The organism is Bacillus sp. SIMBA_031 (assembly GCF_046535225.1).
In the GTDB taxonomy this organism is placed as follows: Bacteria; Bacillota; Bacilli; order Bacillales; family Bacillaceae; genus Bacillus; species Bacillus velezensis.
Genome location: NZ_JAWRXC010000001.1, coordinates 647950 through 666953, shown reverse-complemented (window position 1 = coordinate 666953; position 19004 = coordinate 647950). Strand labels below are relative to the sequence as shown.

General features: G+C 47.0%; 17 protein-coding genes and 1 riboswitch. All 17 genes read right to left on the bottom strand.

Translation table 11 applies throughout. The features are described 5' to 3' along the window. Positions 1-38: 38 nt before the first annotated feature. A complete protein-coding gene (locus SB724_RS03325; protein WP_007409726.1) occupies positions 39-953 on the bottom strand; it encodes an RluA family pseudouridine synthase in 915 nt (304 codons plus the stop codon). Between the two features lies 1 nt (position 954). Next, positions 955-1416, bottom strand: a complete 462-nt coding sequence (gene lspA, locus SB724_RS03320) for a signal peptidase II (RefSeq protein WP_016936189.1) — start codon at positions 1414-1416, stop codon at positions 955-957. A gap of 101 nt (positions 1417-1517) precedes the next feature. Next, complete coding sequence (locus SB724_RS03315) at positions 1518-1889, bottom strand: TraR/DksA family transcriptional regulator (RefSeq protein ID WP_088462158.1); 372 nt, start codon at positions 1887-1889, stop codon at positions 1518-1520. Between the two features lie 149 nt (positions 1890-2038). Continuing rightward, complete coding sequence (gene ileS / locus SB724_RS03310; RefSeq protein WP_174737332.1) at positions 2039-4804, bottom strand: isoleucine--tRNA ligase; 2766 nt, start codon at positions 4802-4804, stop codon at positions 2039-2041. Between the two features lie 341 nt (positions 4805-5145). After that, a complete protein-coding gene (gene divIVA, locus SB724_RS03305) occupies positions 5146-5640 on the bottom strand; it encodes a septum site-determining protein DivIVA (RefSeq protein ID WP_003154406.1) in 495 nt (164 codons plus the stop codon). A gap of 94 nt (positions 5641-5734) precedes the next feature. Next, the gene (locus SB724_RS03300) at positions 5735-6505 is read right to left on the bottom strand and encodes a YlmH family RNA-binding protein (RefSeq protein ID WP_007409722.1); all 771 of its coding nucleotides are present in this window, start codon (positions 6503-6505) and stop codon (positions 5735-5737) included. 61 nt (positions 6506-6566) lie between these two features. Next, on the bottom strand, positions 6567-6845 hold the full coding sequence (locus SB724_RS03295; protein ID WP_003154408.1) for a YggT family protein: 279 nt from the start codon (positions 6843-6845) through the stop codon (positions 6567-6569). 6 nt (positions 6846-6851) lie between these two features. Then, the gene (sepF, locus tag SB724_RS03290; protein ID WP_003154410.1) at positions 6852-7310 is read right to left on the bottom strand and encodes a cell division protein SepF; all 459 of its coding nucleotides are present in this window, start codon (positions 7308-7310) and stop codon (positions 6852-6854) included. Continuing rightward, positions 7307-7999 (bottom strand): YggS family pyridoxal phosphate-dependent enzyme, encoded by a 693-nt coding sequence (locus SB724_RS03285; RefSeq protein ID WP_014417725.1) that lies wholly within the window; start codon positions 7997-7999, stop codon positions 7307-7309. Before SB724_RS03285 ends, sepF begins: the two co-directional genes overlap by 4 nt. A 4-nt stretch (positions 8000-8003) precedes the next feature. Further along, positions 8004-8840: a peptidoglycan editing factor PgeF gene (gene pgeF / locus SB724_RS03280; RefSeq protein ID WP_029325899.1), complete on the bottom strand. Its 837-nt coding sequence runs from the start codon at positions 8838-8840 to the stop codon at positions 8004-8006. A 154-nt stretch (positions 8841-8994) separates the two neighbouring features. Then, on the bottom strand, positions 8995-9246 hold the full coding sequence (locus SB724_RS03275; protein ID WP_003154415.1) for a YlmC/YmxH family sporulation protein: 252 nt from the start codon (positions 9244-9246) through the stop codon (positions 8995-8997). Positions 9247-9306: 60 nt separating this feature from the next. Continuing rightward, a complete protein-coding gene (locus tag SB724_RS03270; protein WP_174737334.1) occupies positions 9307-10587 on the bottom strand; it encodes an acetylornithine deacetylase in 1281 nt (426 codons plus the stop codon). Positions 10588-10662: 75 nt separating this feature from the next. Beyond that, positions 10663-10768: riboswitch (TPP riboswitch) on the bottom strand. 4 nt (positions 10769-10772) lie between these two features. Then, positions 10773-11570, bottom strand: a complete 798-nt coding sequence (locus SB724_RS03265) for an ABC transporter ATP-binding protein (RefSeq protein ID WP_163113620.1) — start codon at positions 11568-11570, stop codon at positions 10773-10775. 128 nt (positions 11571-11698) lie between these two features. Further along, a complete protein-coding gene (gene sigG / locus SB724_RS03260; RefSeq protein WP_003154420.1) occupies positions 11699-12481 on the bottom strand; it encodes an RNA polymerase sporulation sigma factor SigG in 783 nt (260 codons plus the stop codon). Between the two features lie 140 nt (positions 12482-12621). After that, complete coding sequence (gene sigE, locus SB724_RS03255) at positions 12622-13341, bottom strand: RNA polymerase sporulation sigma factor SigE (RefSeq protein WP_007409714.1); 720 nt, start codon at positions 13339-13341, stop codon at positions 12622-12624. Positions 13342-13398: 57 nt separating this feature from the next. Then, positions 13399-14328 (bottom strand): sigma-E processing peptidase SpoIIGA, encoded by a 930-nt coding sequence (spoIIGA, locus tag SB724_RS03250; protein WP_410570076.1) that lies wholly within the window; start codon positions 14326-14328, stop codon positions 13399-13401. A gap of 216 nt (positions 14329-14544) precedes the next feature. Beyond that, on the bottom strand, positions 14545-18840 hold the full coding sequence (locus SB724_RS03245; protein WP_410570074.1) for a S8 family serine peptidase: 4296 nt from the start codon (positions 18838-18840) through the stop codon (positions 14545-14547). Positions 18841-19004: the final 164 nt, after the last annotated feature.

Here is a 19004-nt window from a genome sequence, read left to right as displayed (position 1 = left end):
TCAGCTTGTTTTTATTATTTCAGAAAAGAAACTCGCTGTCAATGGCTATTTCTTAAATCTTCAATGAGTTTTTTCATATCTTCAGGAAGGGGCGCTTCAAACTCCATGTATTCGCCCGTGCGCGGATGATCAAAACCTAATATTCCGGCATGAAGCGCCTGACCATTGAAATCAATGGTTTTTCTCGGTCCGTATTTCGGATCGCCTGCCAAAGGAAACCCGATATATTTCATATGAACACGGATCTGATGCGTTCTTCCGGTCTCAAGACGGCACTCTACGAGCGTGAAATCTTGAAAACGCTCAAGCACGTGGAAATGCGTGACGGCGTTTTTGCTGCTTTCTCTTGTTACGGTCATGCTTTGACGGTCTTTTTTATCTCTCCCGATCGGAGCGTCAATCGTTCCGTCATCATGTGAAATCACCCCGTGGACAACCGCTGTGTACTTTCTGGTCACGGTTTTATTGACGAGCTGATTAACGAGTGATTCATGCGCCATATCGTTTTTAGCGACCATTAACAGACCGGAAGTATCTTTATCAATCCGGTGGACGATTCCCGGACGCATGACGCCGTTAATGCCGGAAAGGTCGTTGCAGTGAGCCATCAGTCCGTTTACAAGGGTCCCTGTCACATGGCCGGGCGCCGGGTGTACAACCATGCCCCGCGGTTTGTTCACAACCAAAACATCCTGGTCTTCATAGTAAATGTCCAAATCCATCGGTTCTGCAAGCACGTCCAGTTCTTCCGGTTCAGGAATGGTGACGTTTACCTGATCGCCGGGCTGCATTTTATAATTCGCTTTTACGGATTTGCCGTTAACGGATACCAGTCCCTCTTTTACCCACTGCTGCACTTGAGTGCGTGACCAGTTTTCTCCCGTTGAAGCCAAAAATTTATCAATCCGTTCGCTCTTTTGTTCAGGCTGAACGGTTATCTCAAATTGATTCATGTTATTGCTCCTTCTTTTTCCCGCTGTCAAACAGCATATGAATAAATAAAAGTATTACACCGACGCACAGTGAGGAGTCCGCGATATTAAAAATAGGATAGTGATAATTCACGATGATGACATGAATAAAATCCACCACTTCCTGGCGCGCCGCCCTGTCAATAAAGTTTCCGGCCGCACCGCCCAGCATTAAGCCGAGAGAAATTCCGAGTAACATCTGCCCTTTTGCATAACGCTGTATGTAATAAACGATTCCGATAATCACGGCGATGGTAATGACGTAGAAAAACCACATTTGGCCGGCTAAAATACCCCACGCCGCCCCCGTGTTGCGATGAGATGTGATATAAAGCACCTGATCGATGACAGGTATGCTTTGTCCCAATTCCATATGGCTGACGACAAGCCATTTGGTCAATTGGTCGGCAATAATAATAAAAAGAGCGATAAGATAATAAAGCACACACGTTCCTCCAGTATACAGTTACTTTTATCCTTTATGAATTTTATCAGTAAAAGATGCCAGAGTAAAGGCAGATCATAAGCGCATGCAAACAGACGCTGTCACTCATACAGCGCCTGATCATATGCATAATCTCCGGGTTCCCAATATGGAAGGGTTTTCTTTTCAAATTGAGCGGGATAATAAAAATCATCAGCGGTTCTGGCCGTAGGCAACACCGCAAGTTTTGCAATCGGAATGGGGTCGCCTGTTTTTTCACAATAACCGTACGTATTGTTTTCAAACTTAGACAGGGCAAGAAGAACGTCCTGAAGTTCTTCTTTTATATGATAGATCAGAGTTGCTTCTTGGTCGTTCATTGAAGGTTCAACAGATGCTGACATTTGAAAGCAAGAATATTCGAATAATCTTGATTGAAGTTCTTCTTTCATCATGAGAAGCTCCGTGTGGATTGCGGTCAGTTGATCATTCATTCATCACAACTCCTGCTCTTGATGTTATAGCTTTATTGTTGCCCCCAGAGCGCCATTTGAAGCCCATAAGATTTTTCCTGTCGTTCTAATCGATGACATTGCTGGCATGTAAAAAAGCGCCCGGCTGGCACCGGGCGCTTTCTCATTTATTATTTTTGATAATATTTTTCAACGATTTCCGCATTGCGCAGTGATAATGTCGGATATTTCGGATTGGCTCCGACATCTTTAGAAATTACGCGGGAACGTTCACACATCTGGCCTTCCGCTTTTTCTACGGTCATTTTTCCTGTTGTGAAGCTTTGCGCGTTTTCCGGCGCTTCACTTTCGTCTTTTACTGTCAGTTCTGAGACGATAAACAGCTGCGCGATGTTTTCTTTAATGGATGACAAGAGGTCGCGGTTTTCTTTGTTCGGATACAAAGTCAGGCTCGCTTCCAATGATCTTCCGATAATTTTTTCGTTACGGGCTGTTTCCAAAGCTTTCAGCACGTCGTTTCGAAGCTCCATGAAGCGGTCGAACTTTTCTTCTGTCGCTTGACTGTCCGGAACAGCAATGGTTTCCGGCATATCTGTCAGCTGCACGCTCGCTTCTTCAACAAATGATAAGTGAGACCACATTTCATCCGCCGTGTGCGGGAGAATCGGCGCCGTCAGCTTCACTAACGCCAGCAGCGTTTCATAAAAGACGGTCTGCATGCTGCGGCGGTCCGGATGATCCGCATGCTCGATGTACACAACATCTTTTGCAAAATCAAGATAGAAGGAGCTGAGCTCGATCGTACAGAAATTGTGAATGCTGTGATAAACAACCGCAAATTCGTATTCATCGTACGCTTTTTTCACCTTATCGATCAGCTTATTCAGCTTGATCAGCATATATTGATCCACTTCGCGGAGATCTTTTACATCCACGGCATTGACGCTTGGATTGAAATCGAACAGGTTGCCGTGAAGGAAGCGGAACGTGTTGCGGACTTTCCGGTATACTTCCGCGACCTGCTTCAGAATATCTTCAGAAACCGGGTGATCGGCCTGATAGTTTACGGAAGATACCCATAAACGCAGAATTTCAGCTCCAAGCTGTTTTGCGATTTTTGTCGGGTCAATCGTATTGCCGAGTGATTTACTCATTTTACGGCCGTTTGCATCAAGTGTAAATCCGTGGCTTAATACGCCTTTATACGGCGCTTTGCCGGTGACTGCAACAGCGGTGGAAAGAGATGAGTTAAACCAGCCGCGGTATTGGTCAGAGCCTTCAAGGTATAAATCAGCCGGACGGACAAGATCATCACGTTCTTCAAGAACAGCCTGATGGGAAGAACCTGAATCAAACCATACATCCATAATGTCTTGCTCTTTCGTGAAGATTCCATTCGGGCTTCCCGGATGTGTAAATCCTTCCGGCAGAAGGTCTTTTGCCTCTCTTTCAAACCAGACGTTTGAGCCGTGCTGTTTGAACAGCTCAGACACGTGTTCAATCGTTTCGTCAGTGATGACCGGCTCACCGTTTTCTGCATAAAATACCGGGATCGGAACGCCCCAGACGCGCTGCCTTGAGATACACCAGTCACCGCGGTCGCGCACCATGTTGTAAAGGCGCTGTTCGCCCCACTCCGGCACCCACTTCGTTTGTTTGATGGCATCAAGCAGATCAGATCTGAAATCTTTAATTGACGCAAACCATTGCGCCGTCGCTCTGAAGATGGTCGGTTTTTTCGTTCTCCAGTCATGCGGATAGGAGTGTGTAATAAAATCGAGTTTCAAGAGCGCGCCGTTTTCTTCAAGCTTCTCCGTGATCGGTTTATTGGCTTTATCGTAAAACATTCCTTCAAAGCCCGGCGCTTCGTCGGTCATGTTTCCTTTTTCATCAACAGGGCACAGTACTTCTAAGCCGTACTTTTGGCCGACGATAAAGTCATCTTCCCCGTGGCCCGGAGCAGTATGAACACAGCCTGTTCCGGCATCGGTTGTGACGTGGTCACCGAGCATGACGAGTGAATCTCTGCCGTACAGCGGATGTTCTGCAGTGATATATTCTAATTCTCTGCCTTTATATGATGCGACAACTTCAGGATTTTCAAAGCCGCATGCCTCCGCTACGTTTTCGATCAGTTCAGCCGCCACTACATAACGCTTGTCTCCAACCTTGATGACATTGTACTCAAGATCAGGATGAACGGAAATTCCGAGGTTGGCAGGCATCGTCCACGGCGTCGTCGTCCAGATGATGAAGCTTTCTCCGTTTTCCAGAACGCCTTTCCCGTCTTTCACCTTAAACGCAACATAAATAGACGCGGAACGTTTGTCCTGATATTCAATTTCCGCTTCTGCTAAGGCAGATTCACTTGAAGGCGACCAGTTGACCGGCTTCAGACCTTTATAAATATAGCCTCTTTTCGCCATCTCGCCGAAAACGCGGATCTGCTGCGCTTCAAATTCAGGCTGAAGCGTAACATACGGGTTTTCCCAATCGCCTCTGACGCCGAGACGCTTGAATTGTTCGCGCTGTCTTTCGATCTGCTGCCATGCATAATCTTCGCAAAGCTTGCGGAAATCAGCGACGGACATTTCTTTCCGGTTTACTTTTTTGTTTTTCGTCAGCGCCGTTTCAATCGGCAGTCCGTGCGTATCCCAGCCCGGCACGTACGGTGCGTTGTAGCCGCTCATTGATTTATAGCGGACGATGAAGTCTTTCAGGATTTTGTTCAGGGCATGGCCCATGTGGATGTCTCCGTTTGCATAAGGAGGTCCGTCATGCAGCACGAATTTCGGGCGGTCTTTCGTCCGTTCTTGAACAAGACGGTAAATGTCCTGCTCCTCCCAGTCTTTTTGCATGTCCGGCTCACGATTCGGCAGATTTCCCCGCATCGGAAAATCTGTTTTCGGCATTAACAGCGTATCTTTGTAATCCATTTTCATTCCTCCACAACATTTTTCAGAAAATAAAAAAAGCCCTCTCATCCCATAAGGGACGAGAAAGCTTATCTCGCGGTACCACCCTTTTAGAAAAAACGGATCATCCGTCTTTTCCTCTCGAACATCGTAACGTGATGGAACGTCCTATCCTACTCTCGGTTCAGAAAGGAAACTAAAGGGCTGATCTGCATGATTCCGGCCATCCCGGGCTTTCACCTTCCCCGGGTCGCTTTATAGCCTGTTTTGAGTCATGCCGGTCCCTTTCAATCGTCTTTTCATCTGAATTTATGAACGTATTATATTCGAACGGGCCGGAGAATGTCAAGAAAATCAGAAAATTATTCTTTTTCCTCAAAAACCGCGTCGACTTCATATTCCAGCAGATGATCCCAATCATCGTTCTTCAGCAGGTCGAGCTGCGCCTCAATCAGCATTTGGAAACGTGTTCTGAAGACTTTAGACTGTTTTTTCAGCTCTTCAATTTCCATTGCGATTTTTCTTGATTTGGAAAGCGACTCATTGATGATGCGATCGGCATTTTTTTCTGCTTCACGGACGATCAGCTTCGCTTCCTTCTGCGAGTTACGCTTTACGTCTTCTGCGGCTTCCTGGGCTACGAGAATTGATTTATTCAGCGTTTCTTCGATATTGGCAAAGTGGCCGATTTTTTCGTCCAGCTCGTTCACTTTCGCCTCAAGCTCCGTTTTTTTACGGAGTGCGATTTCGTAATCTTTTCTGACCTGCATTAAAAATTCATTTACTTCATCTTCATCATATCCGCGAAAACCTTTTGTAAACGTTTTGTTATGGATATCATTCGGCGTTAATGGCATATTGCCACCTCCATTTTTACATTTCAGTACGGTTATCTAGTTCACATTATAAAACAAATACGGCACAGATGGAGAAAAAAACTGAAAAAACGACTCATTTTTGCCGTTCAAATGTAACTTTCCATTTGTCTTTTTTCGTTTTTCCGTCAACTTTTGCCAAACTGCATCGTCCGAAGCCGCGAATCGAGAGCATGTCCCCTTCAGCAACCTGATAAGACGGATCTTCAATGGCTTTCCAATTCACCTTAACGAGCCCGTTTTTCACAAGCGCCTGCGCTTTCTGACGGGATTGCCTGCTCATTGAAGCGCAGACGGCGTCGAGACGCAATGAAGAAACCGTGTCATCCCTTATTTCGACATCTGAAGCGGGAATGTGAAGAGCGGAAAGCTCGATTTTCTCAAGCTTTACCGGCGCTTTGCCCGCCTTGGTCAGCTGAGTGCTGACAAAATCGGCGATTTCACCGGAGACGATCAGCTGCACGGCTTCCTCTGAGAAAATCAGATCGCCGTATTTCTGCCGCTTTAAGCCGATCCCCATTAATGATCCGAGAAGAGAGCGGTGGTCAATGCTGACGAATTTTTCAGCGTATTGAACGTCAAAAGCCCGAAGCTCAAAATCATCCTGTTCAGGTTCCATATATTCAGGGTATAAAATCGCGCGCTTGCGCTCAGCTCTGTCATATCCTCCGAAAAACGCAAGACCGCAGGCGTCGCCGATAACGGCCTTTACAATGACCTGTTCTCTGGGATCTAAGAAATCAGTCAGCTTCATCCGATACTGGTCCAGGACAATCTGTTTCCATTCAAGCGCCTGATCAATAAAAGGCCGCTCGTCTTGTCTGAAGTGCTGGTAAATATCGCTCATGTTCTTTCCTTTCTATGTAAAGAGGCTTGGCTGGTGCCAAGCCCGTATCAAACTGTCGCATTCAAGTATACATTGCGATCATGCGGTATAGGCCCCAAAGTCCCGTCGTGGCAAACCGAAGCACGATAATCGCTACAATCGGGGATATATCCAGCATGGCAATGGGCGGAATGATCCTTCTGAACGGCTCTAAATACGGTTCGCAAATCGCTGCGAGAAACCGTCCGACCGCCGTTTCTCTCGTACTCGGCACCCATGACATAAAGATATAGATGATCAGGGCAAACGAGTAGATGTAAATTAAATAACTCAGAACGGAAAAAATTTGATAAAGAATCATCCTGCTTTACCACCTCTGATGTTCGTCTTCATTTATAAGCTCCGAAATCGTGCCGGAAACGTCGACATTATCAGGCGTGCACAGAAAAATATCTGAACCGATTCTCTGAATGTCGCCGCCGATGGCGTAGACGGTACCGCTTAAAAAGTCGACGATTCTTTTCGCCTGATCATGCTGGATGCGCTGCAGATTGACGACAACCGCCCGCCTGTTCTTTAAATGATCGGCGATTTCCTGCGCTTCCGCATATACACGCGGTTCACTCAAGACCACTTTAGAGGATTTCTGAACACTTTGCAAGCTTACTACGTTCTGCTTGCCCTGCGGCTTCTGAGCGTAAGCAGGCTGTTTATCTTTCTGCTGTTCATGCTCTTCCTGATGATCCTGCTCTGTTTCAATGTATTCGTACTCGTACTCCTCCTCATCCATTGAGAAAAAGTTTTTCAGTTTATTTTTCATGCTCATTTGTTTACACCCCCCGGTTCATTTCCGACTAATGAAGAGCCGATTCTGATAAAAGTTGCGCCCTCTTCAACAGCGATTTCATAATCATTTGACATGCCCATTGACAGTTCCCGGCACGGTGCGTTTGTCTGATTCAGTTTTTGCACCTGATCCCTCAGATCACGCAATTGCCGGAAGCAGGCTCTGATCGTTTCTGTATCGTCTGTCAGGGGAGCCATCGTCATCAGGCCCTCTACAGAAATGTTTCTAAACTCAGAAAGCTCTCTGATAAAGGGGATGACCTCCTCTGTTTTCAAACCGTGCTTAGACGGCTCAAGCGAAGTATTCACCTGCACAAAACAGCGAACCGTATGCTGCGCCCGTTTTTCAATCTCTTTTGCCAATGACAGTCTGTCTAAGGAATGAATATAAGATACACGGTCAACGACGGCCTTCACCTTTCTGGACTGAAGACTGCCGATAAAGTGCCACTCCGGGCTGCCTTTGATGACTTCCTGCTTATGGATAAGCTCGGCATCCCGGTTTTCTCCCAGACTTGTAATACCGGCATCAACGGCCTCTTGAGCCCTTTCGGCTGATACGTATTTTGTAACCGCGATGACGGTAACATCTTCGGGGCTTCGGCCCGATCTGTTACATGCTTCGTTTATTCTTTCGTTTATATGTCGTAATTGATCAGCAACACGCAAGATCTTACGCCTCCTTCATTCCGATAAAGGACATCATGCGTCCCGTTTTCCCTTTGTCGCGGCGGTGTGAAAAGAATAGTTCACGCTCTCGTTCAGTGCATAAACCGCTGACTGAAATGTTTTCTTCCGGAATGCCGCAATGTATCAGAAGAAGACGGTTGACCTCTTTTAAATCAAGCTGATACTGGCCTTTTTCCGTTTCGCATATGGCGGATTCAGCCGTAAAAGGCAGCGCCCGCACTTCATTGATGACGCGATCGTCGACTTTATAGCTTCCCGCGCTGATGGACGGACCGATGACAGCCTGAATATCTGTTAAACGGGAGCCTTCTTCGTTTACCCAGCGTTCCGTCATGATGCGTCCGATTTGTTTGACCGTCCCCTTCCATCCGGCATGGGCAGCACCGATAATGGATTTTACCGGGTCATAAAAATACAAGGGCACACAGTCCGCAAAACAAAGGGCCAAAAAAAGATTCGCATCTTTCGTGTAGAGCCCGTCCGTCCCGCGGAATGCGGAAGAATAGTCTCTCGCTCCTTTTCCTTTATCCCCGGCTGTCACGCGCCGGACGCGGTTTTCATGTGTCTGGTCGGCGAACACCCAGGAATCCAGATCAGTACCGCATAAGGACGCTATGACTTCACGGTTTGTCACAACATCATGAGCTTCGTCCCGGACGTGCAAACCGGTATTTAATGACTCATACGGAGGATTGCTGACCCCGCCGTTTTTCGTTGTGAATCCGGCGATGACCTTTGTGTTAAGCTGATTCACACAGTTCCAGTCTTCTATCATGAGTGCCGAGGGGGTGGTAAGACTAAACGGGTGATATGTATTCATGGAGATCCAACCTTTCGACAAACATTAAAAAAGCGTAATTTCCCAATCATTTTAACACAATTTTGAGCATACGTTTAGCGGCTGATTGAAAAATGAGATAAATAAATGTGCCGGAAACATTGAGATTTCCGGCATTTTACAAGTAAAGGGAGGATTACGCTCCCCCCTTTGGTTCGTTTACACGCACTAAGATGACATCTTCCCCAATTTTAACTATATTTCGCCAAGGAATGATCATTTCCTCTTCTTTTCCGAAAAAACCGAGAACTTTTCCGCTGCCGCCTAAAATAATCGCCTGAATTTTTCCCGTTGTCACGTTAATATCAATATCACCGATGCTTCCGAGTTTTTTTCCGTTCGACACGTTTACCACATCTTTTATTTGAAATTCAGATATGCTGATCATCCGTATCACGCCCTTTGCCCATTCTTTTTCCTATTATATGAACGGCCGGGCTGAACCTTGTCACATCGGGCAATCTTTTTTGCGGCTGCACCAGCCGAGGATAAATCTCAGCATGATTTTCGTATAGTCCATAAGCTCATCAACAGACACTTCCTCGTTTACGGAGTGGGCGTTTTTTAAATCGCCGGGACCGTATATGACGCTCGGAATCCCGGCATGATAAAGCCACCCTCCGTCAGTTACGGTTTGGGAAACATCAATGACGGGCTCCTGTTTTTTGACGGCTGAGTGTGATGCAGCCAAGACAGAAACTGCCGGATGGTCCGGGTCGATTTCCAGCGCCGGGAATACCTCTCCTCTGTCTTCAATCATCGAAGATCCGCCCCATTTGAACACCGGCCTGTTTTCTTTGAGCCACAGATCACTGTCAGCGACACGATTAATATAGTCTTCGATTTCTGCGGCTGCTTGTTCGTGCGTTTCGTTCGGATAAAAGTGGACGGTGATCCATAAACGGCATTCATCGGCGACAAACGCTGCGTGTCTTCCGCCTTCAATGACGGCGGGGTTGATCGTATTGGTGCCGGGCGCAAAGCCGGGATAGCTTTTCGTTACCGCCCAGTGGCGCTCCAGCTCTCCCAAGGCAGCGATGATTTTCGCCATTTTTTCAATGGCGCTCGCTCCGAATGTGCCTCCGCCCGCATGAATCATATTGCGCCTCATGCCGTCATGAAATGTTTGTTTGCTTTTCAATTCTATCCAGCCGGTGATGACTCCGCCCTGCCCTTGAATATGCAGGCTGCTCGTATCCGCGACAACCGCAAAATCCGCGTGATAGCCGCGTTTGCAGCATTCCAGCGTCCCCGCCTCACCGACTTCTTCTCCGATTACAGACTGTACAATGAGGTCGCCCGGAAGCTTAATGCCGGCATCATGAATCAGCTTCAGAGAGAAAAGAACACACGCCAACCCCCCTTTCATATCAGCGGCGCCCCTTCCGATCAGCATGCCGTCTTTTACGAGCGGCTGAAACGGGTCAGAGTGCCAGTCTTCGCCCCCGGCTTCTGCCACATCAATGTGTCCGTTTAAAATCAGGCTTTGATGCCTGCTTGAATCTGTCCCTTTTAAAACACCGACTACATTCGGGTCTTCCGGATACACATCCCACATATCGACCGAGCAGCCGGTTTCTTTTAAAAAGCCGGCCACCCACTTTTGGGCTTCTGCCGTATTTCTTGCCGGCGGGGCCGGAGTGGGAAAGGCTATCAGTCTTTCAGCAATATGTATGAAGTCGTGCCGCCGTTTCTCCGCCTGATGTAAAAGCATATCAATCTGATGCATTGGAAATCTCCCCTTTGGCTGTATCAAAAAACCCGTTCATTCATGAAATGAAACGGGTAAAAAACGGATCTTCCTCCGCTTTTTTCACCGCTTCCCTCCGCCGGCATGATCCGGATCAGGTCCGTTAAGGGTTGAGACAAACGTCTCTCTCAGCCGCATGGCAGCACCCCCAGGGTGAATTTATGTTATTTTACGGATGATGCCTCTTTTGCACGCGTTAAAAACGGACGGCCATTGTTCCACAAGACATTGACAGGCATATCGAAAAACGCTGTAAGCCGCTCGTCAGAAAGCATGTCCCTGATTTTCCCGGAGGCGAACACCTCGCCCTGTTTTAAAAGCAGCGCCTGATCAAACACCGGCAGAATTTCTTCAGCGTGATGGGTGACATAAAGGATGGACGGCGCATTTTCTTTTTCGGCGATCGACGTAATCGTGTCCAGCAGCTGCTCCCTTGCCATAAAATCAAGACCCGTCACGGGTTCGTCCAAAATCAGCAGTTCCGGATCAGCCATAAGCGCCCGCGCAATCAGCGCTCTTTGTCTTTCCCCTTGTGATAATGTTTCATACCGTCTGTCGGCGTAACCGATGGCGCCCAAATCCTTCAGAAGACCGATCGCTTTTTCCCTTACCTGCTCACTCGGAGTTTCGTACAGCCCGATTGAGGCGTACGCGCCGCTGAGGGCGATTTCAAAAGCGGAGTCCGCGGCATATAATTTGTGCTGAAGACCTGCCGAAACAAGACCGATTTTCCTTCTGAGCCTGTCACCGAGCTCTGTTTTGCCGAATTGATGGCCGAGCACCTGCATCTCTCCTGAAGTGGGGAAATAATAAGAGCATAACATATTCAGCAAAGCCGTTTTTCCGGCTCCGTTTAATCCGTACAGCACCCAATTTTCGTTTTTCTCGACGTGCCAGTTAATATCTTTCAAAATCCATTTCCCGTTTCTTTTTAATGACACACTGTCCAGCTGTAAAATCATTGCCGTTTCCCCCGTTTGCTTTGTTTAAATTTTCTAAAAACTTTTACACATTAGAATACATTACTTTTTTGCAAACGTAAACCATCGATTGAAAAAAGCCTTTAAACAAGGTTTAAAGGCTTTTTTCGTTATTGATGGATATTCTTATTCATTTGTTTAATGGCTGCCTTTTCAAGCCTTGAGACCTGAGCTTGGGATATGCCGATTTCTTCAGCGACTTCCATTTGGGTTTTCCCTTGGAAAAAGCGCTTTCGCAAAATCATTTTTTCCCGTTCGTTCAGTCTTCTCATGCCTTCTTTCAGAGCCAGCTCCTCAATCCATTGTGTATCCTTGTTGCGCTCATCGCTGATCTGGTCCATCACGTAAATCGGATCGCCGCCGTCATTATAAATCGGCTCAAACAGTGAAACCGGATCCTGGATGGCGTCAAGGGCAAACACAATTTCTTCATGGGGCACTTCAAGAACTTTGGCGATTTCCTCTGCTGTCGGCTCCCTGCTTGTCTCACTGATTAACCGCTCTCTTACTTGAAGCGCTTTATATGCGATATCGCGAAGCGACCTCGAGACGCGGATCGGATTGTTATCCCGCAAATATCTGCGGATTTCTCCGATGATCATCGGTACAGCGTATGTTGAAAACTTAACATTATGGCTTAGGTCAAAATTATCAATGGATTTCATTAGTCCGATGCAGCCGACCTGAAATAAGTCATCAACATACTCTCCTCTGTTGTTAAACCTCTGAATGACGCTTAAGACAAGGCGCAGATTGCCGTTTACAAGCTTTTCCCTCGCTGAATCATCGCCCTCATCCTGTAATTGCCTAAACAGCTTTCTCATCTCTTCATTCTTGAGCACCGGTAATTTGGAGGTGTCCACCCCGCAAATTTCGACTTTATTTCTTGACACGTTTTTCCCTCCCACTAGGAGCTGCTGTACAACGTTAAGTATCTCCTCGGGTGGGAAAAATATGCACCGTCATTTTACAGAAATAAACATCCGGCGGCGGCAATCCTTGCAGCAGTAAGGGCTGTAAGATGGAAAAAAATTTACACCATTTTGTTAAACTCTTTTCTCAGTCTTTTGATAATCCGCTTTTCGAGCCGGGAGATATAAGATTGTGAAATCCCCATCATGTCGGCTACATCTTTTTGTGTTTTTTCTTCTTCTCCGACAAGCCCGAAACGCAGTTCCATAATCTGCTTTTCTCTTTCGTTTAATTGCTCAAGCGCTTTTTTCAAAAGTTTTTTATCCACATTGGCTTCAATGTCTTTTGTAATAATATCATCATCTGTGCCGAGCACATCCGAAAGCAGCAGCTCGTTTCCGTCCCAATCAATATTCAGCGGTTCATCAAAGGACACCTCTGAACGGATTTTGTTGTTTCGGCGCAAGTACATTAAAATTTCGTTTTCGATACATCGCGACGCGTAGGTGGCGAGTTTGATTTTCTTTTCCGGATTAAAAGTGTTTACCGCTTTGATCAAACCGATGGTGCCGATGCTGATTAAGTCCTCGATATTGATGCCGGTATTTTCGAATTTGCGGGCAATGTAAACGACAAGACGTAAGTTTCTCTCAATCAGAATGGCCCGCGCCGCCTGATCCCCGCTCGGCAGCTTTAATAAGAGCACCTGCTCCTCTTCTTTAGACAAAGGCGGCGGCAGCGCCTCGCTTCCTCCTATGTAATACACTTCATCGCTTTTCAGTCCGAGTTTCATCAGCCATTTATACCACAAATATGTCAGACGCAGCTTAAGTTTTTTCATCTTCCTCCCCCTTCTAAATACAACGCGTTTTGAGTATGATGAATAACAGACTTTTCGTCAGGAAACATGTTTTACAGCCTTCCCTGTCAGCATCTTCGGATGAACGATTCCGTCAAATTCACCGTCCGCGGATAATGGTTTCGTGCTGATGCCGATCAGGCATTTTTCACAAGCGATCATTTCGTCTTTTGTTAAAATCGTGACGTAATCCGGCTTTAAACAGAGTAAAAATTGATTGTCCTGGCCGACGCCCCTGTATGGAATCAGCCTCAGCTTATCCGCATGGCGGAACGAATCATCAAGCCGCTCTATCACTTCAAGCGGACTGGCGGATTTGATGAGGTCCGTTTCCTTTTCGCTGAGAATCGGAGCGAATTTGTCAATGTGAAGAATCATGACCGGCGTTTTCGTCAGCGGATCATACAGCTGATTCCCGGAATCCACCAATCCTTTCGTGCGGATTGTCTGTCCGCTGAATTCCGCCTGCACCATGACAAGTTCATCGTACTGAATGGACTTCGTCTCGATGTCTTCAATTCTCTTTTTCGAAAAAAACCATATGGCCGGAAATCCGATAACTACAAACATCCAGCTGATCGGGTCGCCGAATCCGGTCTGGCTTGTGACCATTACGCCTTGCTGCACAATTGATTCTGTCTGCAGCAGGGAATGTACGCCGATCATTCCCCCGCCGACGAGAAAAGTCGCGAAATAAAAGGCGAACAAATTTTGAAAAAAGTATCGGAACCGTTTAAAGCCAAAAGCCGCAAGCACGATGACTACTGAAAACGCCATTTTTCCCGCCGGATGCTCCACAAAGGGAGAAACAGGCGTAAACATCAGAAGCACAATGGCTGACCCGATGAAACCGCCGGCGGCCACTCTTCTTTTTTTCACCTGGCGTTTTAAAATAAAGGCGGTCAATAAAAGCAAAAGAGAATCAAAACAAAAGTTCAACAGCCAAATGACATCCAGATAGATTTTCACATCTGACCCCTTTCCTCTTTTGTCTTACTTATCTGTTTCTCTCTCTTGTTTCATAAGTATAAAGCAAGCTCTGTGGGAAAGTCTGTCAATTAATGTTGAGGGTAAAGTACAATTTTTAAGGGATAACCGTTTTATTTGTCGAGGGCCGAAAGGGTTGCTTTCCTATTGTCCGCTTCAACTAAAAAAGCGCTGCCGTGATCTGGCAGCGCTCTGTTTTTACTCATTGATATAAAGTTTTCCTTTAGCCGTCTGTCTCGTTTCATTTCCGTAGTCATCTCTAGCGATAACGTCAATTTTTGCTCCGCTTGCTTTGATGGAAGAAGTCGCCGTCCAGTAACCCTCATATCGTCCCGGAGAAATTTCTCTCAGCGGAAGCTCTGTTGCGTTTTGGCTCCCTGCCCGGGCGTTTGTCAGAGGCAGACGGATAACGAAGGAAGCGTCTAATTTCTTTCCGCTTGAAAAAGCGATTTTCACTGATTCTCCGGCTTTTAATCCCTTATCCGCTCCGGGAACCAATCCGGAAATGATGGGAGCATTGTAATTGACATCGATCACCGTCTTTTTCGTTGTTTTGTTACCCGCTTCATCTGAGGCCGTGACCTTGATCTCATTGCTGCCGTTTTCCAGGAGGGTTCTCGCTTGATAAGAACCGTTATTTACTTCAGCTTTTTTTCCGTTCACCTTTACCCATTTTAAATGGGCGTCGTGCACTTTTCCTTTTACGGTCACTGTTTCTTTATTTGTTTTATCACCGTTTGCCGGACTGTCAATCGTCACATCCGGCTTATCCTCATCCAGTATGACCGTGACAGGGCGTGACTCATCGGTTGACCCGCTGTCTGTCACAGATGCTGCCGTCAGCCGATTGGCATCTTTAGTGAGTGTGACGCCGGCCTGGAAATTGCCGTCTGCATCTGCTTTCGTTTCTGCGGCGGTTTTACCGTTATTGGTAAGACGGACAGCGGTTTTTGGTGAAGCCGTTCCTTTCACCGTGATTGACTTCTTGTTTGTAAATGACCGGTCTTCAGGCGACGTTATGTCAGGCACAGAAGCTTCGTAGTCGACCAAAGCCCTGATCATAAAGTTTCCGTCTGATTTATCGGTTTTAGACCAGCGGCCGTCGAGGTATTGCCAGTTTCTGTTCGAGTACGGACTGCCGTCATCAGATGACAGGGCAGGTGTATAAGGGTCAGGTTTCGTCTGGCGGAACACAAGATAAAAATCCTTTCCGACCGCGATTCCTTTTGAGCTGAGATCCACTTTGGTCCATTCTCCGTTTCGAAGCGCTTCAGCTTGGAACGGGCCGGCAATTTTGCTGCCCGGAGCTCCATCAGGGCCGGATGCATCATATACTTCTGCTTGAAATTCGGTACCTCCCGGATCAGGCCAGTCTGCACCCCAAAATTTAAAAAGGCCTCCCGTCAGCATACCGTGTTCTTTTCCGTCTTTAAGCGTCATCTTAACGGCAGATTTGCTGCCGGCTTTAAAATATGACAGCGCGGCTTCTTCCATCCCGTTATCATAGGCAATTTCCCCTTCATAACCGATATACGGCTTAAGCTTGACGTTTTTTTCAGCATCCCCTTTGATGTCAACAGAAAATTCGCTATTGTAATAGCCTTTTGCCGCTACTTTGATTGTGTAGGAGCCTTCGTACGCCTTAAGCGAATATTCCCCTTTATCGTTTGTCACCGCCGGTTCAATTGCGGCATCCTCGGCCACATAAAGCGCAGCCCCTTTTACCGGTTTGCCTGTTGACTGATTGGTGATGGTTCCTTTTAGCGTGCCGGACGGCATTTGCTCCAGTGTAAAGTCTGCCTGTGCGGTTTTGTCTGATTGAATAGAAACTTGTTTCGAAGCGGACTTAAATCCGTAAGCCTCGGCTTTCAGCGTATAGCTTCCCGCCTTATGCGACAGGCTGTAGCTTCCGCTTGCAGGGTCAGAATATACGGATTTCCCCGTCTCGGCGACACTGATTTGCGCTCTGAGCGGCAGGAGGTTTGTTTCACGTTTTACTCTTTTTCCGGGTGATTTCACTGCCGGTTTGGCCTGCTTTGGACTGATGGCTTTTTTCTTCAGGTGGCCGGGAGGTGTTTGTCTATTGTGTTTACTTTTTTTAGCCGCCTTGCCGAGAGAGCTGCTTGAAAGCCGGACATCATCGATATACCATCCGTCTTCATTCAGTACTTCGTCTGACTGCATATTAAACATGAGCTTTATGTTTTGGCCTTTATACGCAGATAAATCTGCCTCTTCATCGTTCCATCCTGCGGAGTCACCATTGTAAACGGCCGCCTGCTCCCAATTTGATTTTCCTTCCGGAAGAACGAACACATACCCGTAATCAAAAAATTCTTCGAGCTTGTGCCAGCTTTTAAATTGTAAAAACAGCCGTCCTGTTTCCGGAACTTGAATCGGAGGCATCACCAAATTCATGTTGGCTGAATCTGCATAAGGGCCGGACAGATTCGTCGCATACACTTTATCTCCGGAAAATGCGGCGCCGGGCCCTGAACCCGGGACCCCCCATTCCCATTGGTCATGTGTCCCGTAACTGGACCAGCCCGCCGGCTGTGATTCAAAATCCTCTTTGTATCCCGCCGTAATGCTCGGTTTCACGTCAGCCCGGTACGTATCAGATTCTACAGAGTGATCTCCGAAATCTTTTATGGTCCATTTATAACTTATCTTGCTTCCCGTTACATCCGGAATTTCCGCCTGGTATGTTCCCTTTTTTTCATCACCGCTTTTTTGAACGGCGGCTGTCGTTTTCCACTCTCCTTCATCAAACTGATAGGAAAGGGTGACTTCAGTTACGCTTACATCGTCTTCTGCTGTGACCGTCAACGGAAGGTTTGCCCCTTTGTAAGCCACTGAGACCGGTTCATGGTGAAAGCTGGGCGGATTGTGATCTTCGCCCGCAGAAGAGACCTTGCCTTCTACGCTCCCGATTCCGTCCGTTACGGCAGAAACGGCATCAAAAGCGTTAACGAGACCGTGGCCGTAACCGTTATTCGGTGATTCCGGAAAAACGGAATCTGTCAGCTTTTCCGCGGTGCGCGTCAAAACGTCTTCCATTTCATCGACCGTAATAGAGGCGTTCGCCTGCCTTAACAAAGCCGCCGTCGCTGCCACATGCGGCCCGGCCATTGAAGTTCCATCCCAGCCGCCTTCGTATGTTCCTCCAGGAATCGAAGAACGGATATTCACTCCCGGAGCCGAAATGTCCGGTTTTGTTTCATGATACGGTGAGGGGCCTTGAAGTGAGAAATCAGCGAGTTTCTTGTCGATGTCAGTCGCACCTGTCGCAAATGCTTCAGGATAATTGGCCGGATTTGCGATTGAACCCGGTCCTCCCGGTGTAAATAAGTCTTCATTTCCCGCAGAGAATTCCGGAAAAATCCCAGCCGCTCTCCACGCATTCACCATATCGCGGTACCACTCGTCCATTCCCGAACCGCCTGCCCAGGAATTATTAACAACATCCGGCGCCATCTCGGGATGGGGCGTGCCGTTTTTATCTTTAGGCGCGAGCACCCATTCACCAGCATCCAAAATATCGGCATCAGTTCCTCCGTCATCTGAAAATGCTTTTACTGCGATCCATTTCGCCCCCGGAGCCACACCGATTTGATTTGAGCCGTCAGGTTCTGAACCCGTCATGGTCCCTGTTACATGAGTGCCGTGTTCAAGATCATCGTAGGGAGCGTCTTTATGGGACACGGCATCATACCAGTTCATTTCATGATTCGGCGCTGCGGGATTTTCAGGATCGTAACCCCGGTATTTTTCTTTAAGCGCCGGATGATCCCACTGAACTCCCGTATCAATGGAGGCGACAACCGTGCCGGTTCCGTCGTATCCTGAGGCCCAGGCCTGCGGCGCATCAATTTGGCTGATATTCCATTCGATGCCTTCCTTTGCTTTGATCTCTTTTTGTTTTTTCTTCATTTGAAAAGGAGCTTTTGATTGTCGTTGAGTAAGCTGACGTTTTTCATTCGGAAGAACTTTTTCTACTTCAGGAAATGAGGCGGCTTTTTCCATTACCTCTTTCGAAGCAGTGACTGCCATTCCGTTGACAATATAATAGGAATGGATGTGATCAGCCTTGCCTTTCTTTTTTTGTTTTTCCAAATATGTTTTCAGATTCTGCTGCGCTTCATGAGCCGCCAGTTTTAAAGAAGAAACGACGGCTGACCGCTTTTGATATTCGGTTTTTGCTGCGGAAAGCGATTGAGACTTGGCGTTTTTTTCTGCTTCTTTGACCGCTTTTTTCGTATTGGCTTTCTCTTTAAATTTGATAAGAAACGTGACTTTATCATTTTTTTCAAAACGCTTCTTGACTGAATCGGAAATCTTATGCTGAATGCTCTTAGAGGAAGAAAGATCTTTGGTGAAAGAAACTGCCCCCGGTGTGCTGTTCGCTCCGGCTGCACCCGGAAAAAACAGGGAACTGACGACAATCGCGCTTAAAACGGAGCCTGTCCATCTGTTTCTCGTTTTTTTCTTCAATCGTATCCCCCCTTATTTGGTAACGCCCTATAAAATGTGTATCCCTCCTTCATAATTGGAATCGTTTGTCATTTTCGATGCTGTACGTTAAATGTAGACAATCTTCCATCCAGATATTGTCACATTCTGTAGAAAACCGTATGAAACTAAAAAACAATCAATTC

Excerpts from the sequence above, each read along its gene's own strand:
- SB724_RS03325 (WP_007409726.1), bottom strand. The coding sequence starts at position 953 with ATGAATCAATTTGAGATAACCGTTCAGCCTGAACAAAAGAGCGAACGG.
- SB724_RS03315 (WP_088462158.1), bottom strand. The coding sequence starts at position 1,889 with ATGAATGATCAACTGACCGCAATCCACACGGAGCTTCTCATGATGAAA.
- ileS (WP_174737332.1), bottom strand. The coding sequence starts at position 4,804 with ATGGATTACAAAGATACGCTGTTAATGCCGAAAACAGATTTTCCGATG.
- divIVA (WP_003154406.1), bottom strand. The coding sequence starts at position 5,640 with ATGCCATTAACGCCGAATGATATCCATAACAAAACGTTTACAAAAGGT.
- SB724_RS03300 (WP_007409722.1), bottom strand. The coding sequence starts at position 6,505 with ATGAGCGATATTTACCAGCACTTCAGACAAGACGAGCGGCCTTTTATT.
- SB724_RS03295 (WP_003154408.1), bottom strand. The coding sequence starts at position 6,845 with ATGATTCTTTATCAAATTTTTTCCGTTCTGAGTTATTTAATTTACATC.
- sepF (WP_003154410.1), bottom strand. The coding sequence starts at position 7,310 with ATGAGCATGAAAAATAAACTGAAAAACTTTTTCTCAATGGATGAGGAG.
- pgeF (WP_029325899.1), bottom strand. The coding sequence starts at position 8,840 with ATGAATACATATCACCCGTTTAGTCTTACCACCCCCTCGGCACTCATG.
- SB724_RS03275 (WP_003154415.1), bottom strand. The coding sequence starts at position 9,246 with ATGATCAGCATATCTGAATTTCAAATAAAAGATGTGGTAAACGTGTCG.
- SB724_RS03270 (WP_174737334.1), bottom strand. The coding sequence starts at position 10,587 with ATGCATCAGATTGATATGCTTTTACATCAGGCGGAGAAACGGCGGCAC.
- SB724_RS03265 (WP_163113620.1), bottom strand. The coding sequence starts at position 11,570 with ATGATTTTACAGCTGGACAGTGTGTCATTAAAAAGAAACGGGAAATGG.
- sigE (WP_007409714.1), bottom strand. The coding sequence starts at position 13,341 with ATGAAAAAACTTAAGCTGCGTCTGACATATTTGTGGTATAAATGGCTG.